The sequence below is a fragment of the Camelimonas sp. FR25 genome (genome assembly GCF_059740505.1).
In genome coordinates this window covers 106,633-119,796 of the sequence record NZ_JCAWFG010000103.1, presented here as the reverse complement: position 1 = coordinate 119,796, position 13,164 = coordinate 106,633, and the positions used below count along the sequence as shown (strand labels likewise).

General features: G+C 65.7%; 12 protein-coding genes and 1 tRNA gene. 9 read left to right on the top strand and 4 right to left on the bottom strand.

Going from position 1 to position 13,164, the window contains the following annotated elements; genetic code table 11:
- The first annotated feature begins 316 nt into the window (after window positions 1-316).
- Together gyrB and AC6A67_RS15490 are read left to right on the top strand one after the other, a co-directional pair.
- A complete protein-coding gene (gene gyrB / locus AC6A67_RS15495; protein ID WP_498037457.1) occupies window positions 317-2,746 on the top strand; it encodes a DNA topoisomerase (ATP-hydrolyzing) subunit B in 2,430 nt (809 codons plus the stop codon).
- A 194-nt stretch (window positions 2,747-2,940) separates the two neighbouring features.
- Window positions 2,941-3,456 (top strand): CAP domain-containing protein, encoded by a 516-nt coding sequence (locus AC6A67_RS15490; RefSeq protein WP_498037456.1) that lies wholly within the window; start codon window positions 2,941-2,943, stop codon window positions 3,454-3,456.
- Between the two features lie 269 nt (window positions 3,457-3,725).
- Here the strand turns inward: AC6A67_RS15490 and AC6A67_RS15485 are convergent, their stop codons facing one another.
- The 4 genes from AC6A67_RS15485 to AC6A67_RS15470 form a co-directional block, all read right to left on the bottom strand.
- Window positions 3,726-4,067, bottom strand: a complete 342-nt coding sequence (locus tag AC6A67_RS15485) for a RidA family protein (protein ID WP_498037455.1) — start codon at window positions 4,065-4,067, stop codon at window positions 3,726-3,728.
- 337 nt (window positions 4,068-4,404) lie between these two features.
- Entirely contained in the window at window positions 4,405-5,541 is a 1,137-nt protein-coding gene (locus AC6A67_RS15480) for an acyltransferase family protein (protein ID WP_498037454.1), read from the bottom strand.
- 529 nt (window positions 5,542-6,070) lie between these two features.
- Window positions 6,071-6,155: transfer RNA gene (locus tag AC6A67_RS15475), tRNA-Leu, on the bottom strand.
- Window positions 6,156-6,432: 277 nt separating this feature from the next.
- Window positions 6,433-6,756 (bottom strand): DUF1476 domain-containing protein, encoded by a 324-nt coding sequence (locus AC6A67_RS15470; RefSeq protein WP_498037453.1) that lies wholly within the window; start codon window positions 6,754-6,756, stop codon window positions 6,433-6,435.
- Window positions 6,757-7,182: 426 nt separating this feature from the next.
- Between AC6A67_RS15470 and purC the strand changes: the two genes are divergently transcribed.
- The 7 genes from purC (at window position 7,183) to purQ (ending at window position 13,101) form a co-directional block, all read left to right on the top strand.
- The gene (gene purC / locus AC6A67_RS15465) at window positions 7,183-7,998 is read left to right on the top strand and encodes a phosphoribosylaminoimidazolesuccinocarboxamide synthase (RefSeq protein WP_498037452.1); all 816 of its coding nucleotides are present in this window, start codon (window positions 7,183-7,185) and stop codon (window positions 7,996-7,998) included.
- Between the two features lie 331 nt (window positions 7,999-8,329).
- Window positions 8,330-8,911, top strand: a complete 582-nt coding sequence (locus AC6A67_RS15460; protein ID WP_498037451.1) for a YqaA family protein — start codon at window positions 8,330-8,332, stop codon at window positions 8,909-8,911.
- Between the two features lie 11 nt (window positions 8,912-8,922).
- On the top strand, window positions 8,923-9,447 hold the full coding sequence (locus AC6A67_RS15455; RefSeq protein WP_498037450.1) for a disulfide bond formation protein B: 525 nt from the start codon (window positions 8,923-8,925) through the stop codon (window positions 9,445-9,447).
- A 41-nt stretch (window positions 9,448-9,488) separates the two neighbouring features.
- Complete coding sequence (locus AC6A67_RS15450; RefSeq protein ID WP_498037449.1) at window positions 9,489-10,991, top strand: multidrug effflux MFS transporter; 1,503 nt, start codon at window positions 9,489-9,491, stop codon at window positions 10,989-10,991.
- Window positions 10,992-11,170: 179 nt separating this feature from the next.
- Window positions 11,171-11,413 (top strand): phosphoribosylformylglycinamidine synthase subunit PurS, encoded by a 243-nt coding sequence (gene purS / locus AC6A67_RS15445; RefSeq protein WP_498037448.1) that lies wholly within the window; start codon window positions 11,171-11,173, stop codon window positions 11,411-11,413.
- Between the two features lie 18 nt (window positions 11,414-11,431).
- Window positions 11,432-12,388, top strand: a complete 957-nt coding sequence (lipP1, locus tag AC6A67_RS15440; RefSeq protein WP_498037447.1) for a LipP1 family hormone-sensitive lipase — start codon at window positions 11,432-11,434, stop codon at window positions 12,386-12,388.
- 17 nt (window positions 12,389-12,405) lie between these two features.
- Window positions 12,406-13,101 (top strand): phosphoribosylformylglycinamidine synthase subunit PurQ, encoded by a 696-nt coding sequence (purQ, locus tag AC6A67_RS15435; RefSeq protein ID WP_498037446.1) that lies wholly within the window; start codon window positions 12,406-12,408, stop codon window positions 13,099-13,101.
- Window positions 13,102-13,164: the final 63 nt, after the last annotated feature.

Below are 13,164 nucleotides of genomic sequence, written 5' to 3'. Positions count from 1 at the left end.
CTTGCCCACAGCCGCCGCAGAGGCAATTGGCCGCCAGGATCGCCAGGCTGGCGCAAGAGCGCTGAAACGCTTATATAAACCGGGACGGGATTCGTAATGTACGCGCGCGCGCGAACCCCCTGACTGTCGCAAGCCGTATTTGAGGAGCAGCTGCTCCGCCGGCCCCGGCGATGGTCAAGTTTACCTTATGGCGCCCTGCCCGCCCCCGTTGGCTGCTTGCTGGCGATGGCTCAGGTCGGCCGCCCTTTTTGCGCATCACCCGTTCAGCCGATGGCGCCGCCAGCTGGCGCGCTGTCCGGCAACTTCAGGGAAACCGATGTCAGAACCTGCCCGCAACGCCGATCCCGAAAGCTACGGCGCCGATTCCATTCGCGTCCTCAAAGGCCTCGATGCGGTCCGCAAGCGCCCTGGCATGTACATCGGCGACACGGACGACGGCTCTGGCCTGCACCACATGGTCTATGAGGTGGTGGACAACGCCATTGACGAGGCTTTGGCTGGGCACGCCACCCTGGTCACCGTCACCCTGAACGCCGATGGCTCGGTGACCGTCACCGACAATGGCCGCGGCATTCCCACCGACCTGCACCCGGAAGAGGGTGTGTCGGCGGCTGAGGTCATCATGACCCAGCTGCACGCTGGCGGTAAGTTCGACCAGAATTCCTACAAGGTCTCCGGCGGCCTGCATGGCGTCGGCGTCTCAGTGGTCAACGCTTTGTCGTCGTGGCTGCGCCTGACCATCTGGCGCAATGACCGCGAGCACACCATGGAATTCCGCCATGGCGACGCGGTGTCGCCGCTGGAGATCGTCGGCCCGGCCAATGGCCAGCGCGGCACCAAGGTCAGCTTCCTGCCCTCGACCGACACCTTCACCCAGACCACTTTCGACTACGCCACCCTTGAGCACCGCCTGCGTGAGCTGGCCTTCCTCAACTCGGGCGTGCGCATTGTGCTGACGGATGCGCGCGGCGCCGAGCACAAGGTGGAGGAGCTGGTCTATGAGGGCGGCGTCGAAGCCTTTGTGCGCTATCTCGACCGCACCAAGACACCCCTGCTGACCAGGCCTATCGTCATCCGCTCCGAGCGTGACGGCATTTCCGTGGAAGCGGCCCTGTGGTGGAATGACACCTATCACGAGAACGTACTGGCCTTCACCAACAACATCGGGCAGCGCGACGGCGGCACCCACCTCGCCGGCTTCCGTGGCGCGCTGACGCGCCAGATCACCGGATACGCCGAATCATCGGGCCTGAGCAAAAAGGAAAAGGTGTCGCTGACCGGCGACGACTGCCGCGAGGGTCTGACCTGCGTGCTGTCGGTCAAGGTGCCGGATCCGAAGTTCTCATCGCAGACCAAGGACAAGCTGGTCTCCTCCGAGGTGCGCCCGGCGGTCGAAGGCGCCATCAATGAAGCGTTGAGCCAGTGGCTCGAGGAGAACCCGGCCGAGGCCAAGACCATCGTCGGCAAGGTGGTGGAAGCCTCCTCGGCCCGCGAGGCCGCCCGCCGCGCCCGCGAACTGTCGCGCCGCAAGGGCGCGCTCGACATCGCCTCGCTGCCCGGCAAGCTGGCCGACTGCCAGGAGCGCGACCCGGCGCTGTCGGAACTGTTCATCGTCGAGGGCGATTCCGCTGGCGGCTCGGCCAAGCAGGGCCGCGCCCGTGAATATCAGGCGGTGTTGCCGCTGCGCGGCAAGATCCTCAATGTGGAGCGCGCCCGCTTCGACAAGATGCTGTCGTCGGAGACCATCGGCACGCTGATCCTGGCGCTCGGCACGGGCATTGGTCGCGAAGACTTCAACGCCGACAAGCTGCGCTACCACAAGATCATCATCATGACGGACGCCGACGTCGACGGCTCGCACATTCGTACGCTGCTGTTGACGTTCTTCTTCCGCCACATGCGCGAGATCATCGATCGCGGCCACGTCTATATCGCCCAGCCGCCGCTGTTCAAGGTGACGCGCGGCAAGTCGCAGCAATACCTCAAGGACGAGCGGGCGCTCGACGATTATCTGATCGACGGCGGCCTCGAAGGCGCGACCTTGCGGCTGGAGAGCGGCGAGGAGCGCGGCGGCCTCGACCTGCGGGCATTGATCGAGGAAGCGCGGCACATCCGTTATCTGCTGTCGTCGCTGCACACCCGCTATAACCGCATGGTGGTCGAACAGGCCGCCATCGCCGGCGCGCTGCAGGCTGGCCTCGTCGACAATGATCCGGAAGAGGCGACGCGGATTCTCGCGGTGCTGGCGGCGCGGCTCGACGTGCTGTCGGAGGAGACCGAGCGCGGCTGGACCGGCGAATTGCACAATGGCGGCTTTTTGCTGTCGCGCGTCGTGCGCGGCGTCAAGCAGACCGTGGAGCTGGACGCCGGCCTGCTGGCTTCGGCCGAGGCGCTGCGCCTGCACGAGCGTCACGCCCAGCTCAACGAGGCCTACACCCGCCCAGCCACCTTGCTGCGCCGTGCTGACAGCACCCAGATTCACGGCCCGTCGGAGCTGTTCGACGCCGTCACCACCGCTGGTCGCAAGGGCATCTCGCTGCAGCGCTACAAGGGCCTTGGCGAGATGAACCCCGACCAGCTGTGGGAGACCACCCTGGACCGCGACAACCGCTCGCTGCTGCAGGTCAAGGTCAAGGACGTGCAGGACGCCGACGACCTGCTGGTCAAGCTGATGGGCGATGTGGTGGAGCCGCGCCGCGCCTTCATCCAGGACAATGCGCTGACAGTGTCGAACCTCGACGTCTGACGCTGCGTCGACCCTGCGGGGCCGCCATCGGGCGACGCAGCATGCGTCGCCCTTTTTTGTGTTTGTGGGCGGTCATCGCGCCGCACAGTCGGGGGCAGCCCTGCACCCGGCCACTGAGGTCGCCTGACCTGCGCGGCCAGCAAATTCGCCTGCTGTAACATGCTCTTGCCTGATTTCTGGCGCAGGGGAACGGCATGAACAGCCTCTCCCTTTCCAGCCGGTTTCCCATCCGCACGCGCGCCGTCCGGACCGTTGCGGTCATCACCGCCGTCGCCGCTCTGCTCGCGGCCTGCGCCAGCGAGCCTCAGAAGCGCGTGTCGCGGGCGTCCATCAGCGTCAGCACCTCAGACGCCAGCCGCGCCGCCAGCCTGATCAGCGCCTGGCGCGCCGCCAATGGCCTCGGCCCGGTGCGCGCCGACAGCGCGCTGAACGCGCCCGCCGTCGAGCAGGCGGTGGCGGTGGCGCAATATGGCAAGCTCACCCATGGCGATTTCACGGCGCGCATGAACCGCCATGGCGCCCCTGGCGCTGCAGCGGAGAATCTGAGCGCCGGCTCGCAGGATGTGGCGACGGTGATCGAGCGCTGGAAGCGTTCCCCAGGCCATAACCGCAATATGCTGTCGCCACGCATGAACCGCATCGGCCTCGCCAGGGCCAGCTCACCGGGCCAGGGCTATGGCGTCTATTGGGCGCTGGTGCTGGCTGACTGATAACCCGCGCGCCGCCTGAGCATCTGATACCAGAACCCGATGAGCGTGACTCATCGGGTCCTGGCTAAGCCTGTGCGGCGCCTGAGCATTTCAGGATGCGGATGCGTCAGCATCTTCGCATCCTAGTATGAGGATGTCGTTGCGATAACATCCGATTATCCCGGCATGACGCCTCAGGCGCAAAAGAAAAATGCGCGGGCAGGACCCGCGCATCGCAGCGTTTTTTATCGGAATGCGCCCAGGTCGCACAGGAGCGAAGCGCGCGCCGATCAGACGGCGGCGACGACCTGGATCTCGACCTTGTACTCAGGCGCGGCGAGGCCGGCCTCGACGGTGGCGCGCGCCGGCGTGTTGCCCTGCGACACCCACTTCTCCCACTCGCCGTTCATCTCGCCGAAAGTGGCGATGTCGGTGAGATAGATGGTGGCCGAGACGATCTTCGACTTGTCCGAGCCAGCCTCGGCCAGCAGCGCGTCGATCTGGCCGAGCACGGTGCGGGTCTGCTCGGCGACGCTGGCGCCAGCGGCGACCTGACCGGCCAGATAGACGGTGTTGTTGTAGACCACTGCTTCGCTCATGCGGGGGCCGGTCTGGATGCGACGGATGCTCATGGCTGTTCCCTGTCTGGTTGGCGACGACGCCTGACAGGCGACGCGGCGATGCCCTTCGATGCCCCACCCCTGCGCCGGCGGCATTCCCGCCCGCGCCACGGAGGCGCTGTGCGGCCAATAGCGGTTTCCGCCAGCGCACGAAACGGCAAATTTTGGCTCATCACGGTTTTTGGGGGCGTCGTACGCACGCGGGATGCACTTGCGTGAACGGGAGCTGGTCAAGCCAAAGCGGCAGCTGGGCTTTTGGGCTTGCGGGCACGCCAGCATCGTCGGGGCAGGACGTCAGGCGGCCTTGGCCTTGTCGAAGCCTGAGCGATGCAGCGGCTGCGCCAGCAACTCACTTCGCGTCCGTAGATGTCCGCATGTCAGCGGGTTTGAGCGCCGGCCGCTGCGCCAGACGGCGCCATCTCAGGCTGGTGGCCCAGCGCCGCACGGCGGCGAAGGCCGACCAGTCGCCGGACAGGGGTCGCTCGACGAACCGCCAGACCAGCACGCCGCCAATCAGCGACAGCACCATGGCCAATGCGGTCAGCCCAATGCGCAGCGCAAGTGGCGCCTCAAGCCGGTTGGCGATCACGACAAGCGGCGCGATGATCAGGAAGTGCGACAGATACAGCGAATAGCTGGCGTCGCCGAGCAATTGCAGCCGCGGCGATCGCAAGACGCGGCCCTGGCGTTCGAACGCAATGGCGGCGCCGACCAGCAGAATGGACGGCACGCCAAAGCGCAGGAAGGTGGCGGTGGGCGGCGCAGCGGCTTCAGGAGCATAGGGCAGCACCGCGCCGCCACCGACGAACCATAGCGCCGCTAGCGCCATCGCCGCCCAGCACAGGCCTGGCGCCACATGGGCTGGAAGCCTCGTGCGCGCCAGCGCGGCGATGACCATGCCAGCAGCAAAATCGAGGATGATCGGCCGCGTATAGACATAAGCGGCGACCCCCGCCGTGTGTTGGCTGTCGATCTGCGTGCCAACCGCCGCGAGCAGGAGCAGCGCGCCGACCATCACCGGGGTGCGGAAGGCGGCAGGCAGCAACAGGCCGAGGCTGAACAACAGATAGAACGCCATCTCATAGTTCAGCGTCCACCCCAGAAAATACAGCGGGTAAATCCGGCCTGGCTGCTTCTCGAACGGGATAAACAGAACGGACTGAAGCAGATCAGAAAGACTGGCGGCGGTGCCACGAAAGGCCTGGGGCGCGATCAGCGCGGCGGCCACCACCACGAGGGTCACGGCGTAATACAGCGGCGCGACGCGCTTCAGCCGCCGCAGCAGAAAATCCAGCGGCCGCGCCGGACGCCCGGCGGTGGTGTAAGCCATGATAAAGCCGCTGATGACGAAGAACAGATCGACGCCGCCATAGCCAAACGACGCCGCCCACTCCGGCATGGGCATGGGCGGCAGCACCTCCTGGGCGTGAACCCAGACCACCATGGTGGCGGCGAGGGCGCGCAGGCCCTGGATATTCAGCAGCATCAGCAAGTTCCGGCTCAGATCGGCGCAACAGGCGGTGACATCGCGATGGGCTGACGCAATTGGTCAGCCGCCGCCGCGCCGCTGGCCCCCGGCGCCGGGGCCGATGCCGCAGCGCCGTGGCGTCGCGCCACACTGGCTGAAACTGTCGGTCCGGCCCCGCCCCCGGGCAATTAGGCACAAAGACGTAAACTGGCCCGTGGTGGCCGTGCAGCGGCGCAGGAGTGGTAGGAGGCATAAGCGATGCCGCTGGCGAGAAGGCTTAAGGAGCGCCAGTTCAGACCTGGCGATGCTCCCGCTTGGCGATTGATGTCAGAACGAGATGAGGCTGACAGATCGGGCTCTGGCCAAGCCCATGCGGCGCCTTGAGCATGTCAGGATGCGGATGCGTCAGCATCTTCGCATCCTGGTATGATGCGTCACTTCAGGCGTCCTTTGCGCCCCTGGCTGGGGAAGCCAACCCTGCCAGCCCAAATAAAAACGCCCCGGCCGATGGCCAGAGCGCGAACATCCGTGACATGAAAAAAGGAAGTGGTGCCCCTGGCCGGCCTCGAACCAGCACTCCTTTCGGAACTCGATTTTGAGTCGAGCGCGTCTACCAATTCCACCACAGGGGCACTGGGCGCGGATCATAGCGGCACAATGACTGAGGTCAATCGCCAGCGCACGCTATCCACTGCGCCGATCGCCATACCAGGCATGGCGTTGCGCGCTCTGCCCCGGGCGTCAGGCCTGAGCATTAGCCGAGACTTGGGCGTTAGCTGAGACTTGGGCAGTAGCCGAGACCTGGGCGTTAGCCGATGCAAGGGCCACAGGCGATCCCCGGACGCCAAAGACGGCGCGCCAGTCCGTTATCGGACGCGCGCCGCCCGGTCTTATGGATGATGGCTCAGCTCAATTGCCGGCCTGGATTTCCTGCACGGCCGCAGCCAGCAGGCGGTCCATGGTCTCGCGCAGCTCGGTCTCGCTGACGCTAACGCCAGCGGCGTCCAGGTCAGCGCGCACCTTGCGGAATACGTCCTCATCGCCCGCTTCCTCAAAGTCAGCGAGGATCACCGAACGGGCGTAATCCGACGCGTCCTGGCCGCTCTTGCCGAGCTTGCTGGCGACCCACTCTCCCAGGAGCCGGTTGCGGCGGGCATTGGCTTTGAAGCGCAGCTCTTCATCCAGCGCAAATTTGCGTTCGAAGCTTTCTTCACGCTTGCCAAAGATCGTCATCGATTGGTCCTGTCCTGGAATTGATCAGCCTGGAATTGTTCTGTCCCCCCAATCTAGGAACACCCGGGCGGCATTTCCATAGCGACATTACGCCAGGGGGGTCACAAGCCGCTGTGGAACGCAACTTGCTGCAACGGGGGATATGTGGCGGCGCTCCGCAGCCATCGCCCAAAGCAACGCCAGAGGGGCCGACAGGCGCGCCCGCCGGCAGGGCTGGGGGCGGCCTGCGGCGTCGCCTGCCTTGAAAACGCCCCGCCAATGTGGCTCAAGCCAGGGTCACAGCCCGCGCAGGCAAGTCCCGCGCGCCCGAGAACTCGCTCATTGTGCTCCTGCCCCCGATCGGCTAGGTTGCCACGGCGGGTTGCACACGCAGAAAAAGCCCGCAGGCCGCGGACACTTTCCCTCAAGGAGCGACGGCGGTCCCCTATGGATTTTCTAAAAACACGGTATACGCCGATGAATCGTCGCCGTCGTATTTACGAAGGCAAGGCGAAGGTCCTCTATGAAGGTCCGGAACCTGGTACGCTGATCCAGCACTTCAAGGATGACGCCACCGCCTTCAACGCCAAGAAACACGAGGTGATTGACGGCAAAGGCGTGCTGAACAATCGCATCTCGGAATATATCTTCCAGAATCTGAACGACATTGGCGTTCCGACCCACTTCATTCGCCGTCTCAACATGCGCGAGCAGTTGATCCGCGAAGTGGAGATCATCCCGCTTGAGGTCGTGGTGCGCAATGTCGCCGCCGGCTCGATCGCCAAGCGTCTTGGTCTGGAAGAAGGCACCCAGCTGCCGCGTTCGATCATCGAATTCTATTACAAGAACGATGCGCTCGACGATCCGATGGTCTCTGAAGAGCACATCACGGCGTTTGGTTGGGCCAACCCTGCGGAAATCGACGACATCATGGCCCTGGCCATCCGCGTCAACGACTTCCTCACCGGCCTGTTCCTCGGCGCCGGCATCCGTCTTGTCGACTTCAAGATGGAAGTGGGCCGCATCTGGGAAGGCGACATGATGCGCATCGTCGTCGCCGACGAGATTTCGCCGGACAGCTGCCGTCTGTGGGACGTCAAATCCGCCGACAAGCTCGACAAGGACCGTTTCCGTCGCGACATGGGCGGCCTGGTCGAGGCCTATTCGGAAGTGGCGCGCCGGCTCGGCATCCTGCTTGAGTCGGAGAATCCGACGGCGCAGGGGCCGCGTCTGGTGCAGGCCGAAGACGCCGCCGGGAAGTAAAGCTTGCGCTGTAGCGCGCGGCTTGTCCCCGCGCTGCTGACGCTTGTCCCTCCGGCCAGGTAACTGAAACAATGTGACGGGTCTGGTTCGCCAGGCCCGTTTTTGTTTGCCGATACATGGCGGCCGCCGTTCATTCTCCGGAAACCGCGGCCAGCGTAGTGGTGAAAGCGCAGACGCGGCGACGCGGCCCGACACGGCCGCGAGCCATGCCCTGCACCACGGAACCCCCGGGCAAATGATCGCCCGCCATGCAATTTTTGCGGGTCCAGCAGGCGCAGTCCCCTGATAAGGACATTAGACGCCACGGCGCCCGCCTCCTATGAAGGGCGTCATGTTCAAGCGGCTCTATGACTGGACGTTGAGCCTGGCCAACCGGCCAGGGGCCACATGGGCGCTGGCGATCGTCGCCTTCGCCGAGAGCTCGTTCTTTCCGATTCCCCCTGACGTGATGCTGGCGCCGATGGCGTTGGCCCGGCCGAAGCGTGCGTGGTTCTACGCCTTCATCTGCACGGTCGCGTCGGTCGCCGGGGCGCTGTTTGGCTACGCCATTGGCTATCTGCTGTTCGACAGCCTCGGCCAGTGGGTGATCAATCTGTATGGCATGCAGGACGGCGTTGAGGCTTTCCGCCATTCCTACGCCGAATATGGCCACTGGATCATCCTGCTGAAGGGTCTCACCCCGATCCCCTTCAAGCTGATCACCATTATGTCCGGTTTCGCCGAATATAACCTGCTGTGGTTTGTCATCCTGTGCATCATCACGCGCGGGTTGCGGTTCGCGCTGGTCGCCGGAGCCATGCGATTGTTCGCCGACCCGATCCGCCGGCTGATGGACCGCCATGCCGGCGTCATCGGCTTCGCCATCGTGTTCTTCATTATCGCCGGCTTTGTCGCGGCGAAGTTCCTGATCTGAGGAGAGCGCCCATGCACGCCGCCATGCTGACCTCGCGCCGGGCGGCGCTGCTGGTGCTGATCATCTCGGCGGCGACCATCGCCATCTTCCTGTTCTCGGAGCATGCGCTCGGCTATCTGCCTTGCCCTTTGTGCCTGCAGCAGCGCATGCCGTTCTATTTCGCCGCGCCGCTGGCGGCCCTGATCGCCATCACCCCGACCGATCAGAAGCGCCTGCGCTCGGTTGGGCTGCTGGTCTTGTCGCTGCTGTTCCTGATCAGCGCCGGCCTCGGCGCCTTTCACGCTGGCGTTGAGTGGAAGTTCTGGCAAGGTCCGGCCGGATGCGCCGGCCAGGGCTCGCCGACCAGCGCCGCTGATTTGCTCAACCAGCTGCAAAGCGTGCGGGTGGTCAGTTGCTCGGATGCTGCGTTCCGCGTGCTCGGCCTGTCGATGGCTGGCTGGAACATGGTGGTGTCGCTGGCCCTTGCGGCGCTCGCCGGCGCCGGCGCCATGGCCGATACGCTCAACCGCAATCGCGCTGCCGGTACGACGCCATGAACTTACGCCCGCGCCCTGCCGCCACCGGCCCGGATGGCCGGATGAGTGAGATGCGCACGGCGGTGATCGGCGCGCTGGTGGTGATGCTCGGGCCGATCAGCATGTCGCTGTACACGCCGGCCATGCCGGCGATGGTGCACGCCTTCGACACCACGCCCGCCGCCATCAAGCTGACGCTGACCGTCTATTTCATCGGCTTCGCTTTCGCCCAGCTGGTCTGCGGGCCGCTGTCAGACGCCTATGGACGGCGCCCGATCGGCATTGGCTTCTTTGTGGTCTATCTGGCTGGCAGCATCATCGCCGCCGCCGCGCCCGACATGAGCTGGCTGCTGGCCGGTCGCATCCTGCAAGGCGTCGGCGCCGCCGCCGGCATCTCCATGTCGCGCGCCATGGTCCGCGACCAGTACAGCGGCCAGCAATCCGCCCGCATCATGAATCTGATCGGGGTGATGCTGGCGATTGGCCCGGCCATTTCGCCAACCCTCGGCGGCATTATCCTGACCACCATCGGCTGGCAGGCGATTTTCCTCGTCATGGTGGCCTATGGCGCGGTGGCGATCTGGCTGATCGCCTTCGTCACCCCAGAAACCAACCGCAACCGCGACAGCGCTTTGGCCCGCCCCAGGGCTGTGGCCCACAATTATGGCGTGTTGCTGCGCGACCGCGCCTTCGTCGCCACCAGCCTGCTCATCGCCATGTCGCCAGGCGGCCTGTACACGCTCGCGGCGATCCTGCCCTTCGTGATGATCGAGACCGTTGGTTTGACAGCGACGCAATTCGGCATGGGCATGCTGGCGCAGACCGGCTCGTTCATGACCGGCGCGGCGCTGGCCGGGGTGTTGCTGCGGCGCATGGACGCCACCAGGCTGGTGCCGGTCGGGCTGGGCCTTGTGGCGCTGTCGGGGCTGGGCTTCGCCATTGGCCTGCGCATCTGGCCGCCGTCGTTCATTTCCGTGATGGCGCCGACGGCGCTGTGGGCGTTTGGCAACGCCTTCATCATGCCCGGCGCGACCACCGCGGCCCTCGCCCCTTATCCGCGCATGGCCGGCGCAGCCTCCGCCATCACCGGCTTCATGCAGATCGGCGGCGGCCTCGCCGGCACCGCGGCGGCGGCCCTGCTGTTTTACGAGCCGTTCAACTCCCTGCGCATCATCATGCCGGCCATGGCGCTGGTGGCCATCGCCTCTTATGGCTGGCTGGTGTGGCGCGGCGGCGGCCTGAAGACCAGCGCCACGGTCAGCGAGGCGAGCCGCGACGTTGCGCCGCCATCTGCCCCGGCGCCGACGGCGCCCATAACAGCGCCTCAGTCCTCGACCGGCGCGGACAGCGCTGCCGAAACCAATGACGCGGCGCCCCCGACCACCGGGACAACTGCAACTGAAGCTCCGCATGCCGCGCCAGCAGACGCATTGGCCGCGGCCCCGCCATCGGCCCCACGTCCGCCGGGCACTGGCGCGCGCCCCCGCGCCCCCGCCAATGACGTTGATCCCGACGATCATGCCGACGCGGGCGGAACGGGACGGGCGCTAAAGGGGCGTCGCTAGCGCAGGCCCGCCTTGCCAGGCCGCGTGATCGCCGACCGGAGCTGGCATGCCTGGCCCTTGGCTGCCCCCGTGTCGCCCTGTCACTACCCCCCTGGCCTCCCCCTGCGGCGTCTCGCGGATTGCCCTTGCGCGCAAGACGGGCTAAGCCCCCCTTTCAAACCTGACATTCCGGAGCATCCATGAAGGCCCGAGTCACCGTAACCCTCAAGACCGGCGTGCTGGATCCGCAGGGCAAGGCTATTGAAGGCGCGCTGGCGTCGCTGGGCGTTGAAGGCGTCACTGGCGTGCGCCAGGGAAAGGTCTTTGACATTGAGCTGTCGCAGACCCAACCTGAGGCGGCGCAGGCGGCCCTGAAGGAAGCGTGCGAGCGCCTGCTCGCCAATACCGTCATCGAAAATTACAGGGTCGAGATTCTTTCCTGACGCCGGAGGAACCAGACCATGCTCGACCCTGACGCCCAGATCGTTCTCGACATCATGAAGGCCGCGGGGCGGCCCGCCATGACCACGCTTTCACCCATGGAAGCGCGCGAGGCGTACCGCAATTCGCGGCGGGCGTTAGGGCCAGAAGCGCCTGACGTCGGACTGGTGGAGCATTTCAAGGCGCCGGGCCCAGCGGGTTCGGTGCCATTGCGTTACTACCGTCCGGCGGGCGCCGACGATTACGCCGCCCTGCCCTGCCTCGTCTATTTCCATGGCGGCGGCTGGGTGATCGGCGATCTGGAGACCCACGACTACGTCTGCCGCAAGCTGGCCAATGTGTCTGGCTGCGCCGTCGTCGCCGTGGATTACCGGCTGGCGCCCGAGCATGTGTTTCCCGCCGCCATCGATGATTCCGCCGCGGCCGTGCGCTTTGTCGTCGACAACGCCGCGCGCCTGCACGTTGACCCCCGTCGCATCGCGGTGGGCGGCGACAGCGCCGGCGGCAATATCGCGGCGGTGATGGCGCTGATGGCGCGCGACGGCGATCTGCCGCCGCTGGCCTTTCAGCTGCTGATCTATCCGGCCGTGGACATGAAGAACGCCTATCCGTCGCAGTCACTGGACCTCAGTGACTTTCCGCTGTCGGCGGAGACGGTGCGGTGGTTTTCGGACCATTACGGCATCTCAGCCGCCGACAAGGGCGACTGGCGCGCATCGCCGATGCTCGCCGCCTCCCACGCCGGCTTAGCGCCGGCCTTCGTCCTCACCGCGGGCTATGACCCGCTGGCGGATGAGGGCGCAGCCTACGCCCGTACGCTTGAGAAATCAGGCGTGCGCACCACTTACCTGCATATGAGCGACCAGATGCATGGCTTCATCACCATGTCGAAAGTCGTCAGGGCGGCGGAAGCCGTCATGGACATCATGGGCGCAGCTCTCGCCAGAGGCCTCGCCGACGCCAACAGGCAACCGTAACCGCCACGGGACGCATCATGAAAGCCGCCGTCGTTATCTTTCCTGGCTCCAACCGTGAGCGTGACATCGCCCGGGCGCTGAAGAGCGCCTCTGGCGTTGCGCCCACCATGGTCTGGCATGCCGAGACCGAACTGCCAGCTGGCGTGGACCTCGTGGTCCTGCCAGGCGGCTTCAGCTACGGCGACTATCTGCGGTGCGGCGCCATCGCCGCCCGCTCCAACATCATGGCGGCCGTGCAGGCCCACGCCGCGCGCGGCGGCCTGGTGCTGGGCGTCTGCAATGGCTTCCAGATCCTCTGCGAGGCGCAGCTGCTGCCGGGCGTGCTGATGCGCAACGACCGGCTCAAGTTCATGTGCAAGCGCCAGCACCTCAAGGTTGAGCGCGCTGACACCGCCTTCACCCACCGCTACGCCCAGGGCCAGGTCATCGACGTGTGCATCGCCCACGGCGAAGGCAACTGGAAGGCCAGCGACGAGGCGGTCGCCCGTATCGAGGGCGAAGGCCTGGTGGCGTTCCGCTATTGCGACGCCGATGGCGTGGTGTCGCCGCAGACCAATTGCAACGGCTCGATCAATTCGATCGCCGGCATCTATTCGGAGAAGCGCAACGTGCTGGGCATGATGCCGCATCCGGAAAACCTGATCGACGCCCTGGTGGGCGGAACCGACGGTCGCGGCCTGTTCGAGAGCCTCGCCACCCGTCAGGCGGCCTGAGCAAGATGGGCGGCGTCGCCGCCCTGCCCAGCCGCGCCCCCTCTCCTGACAGAGCATTGACCG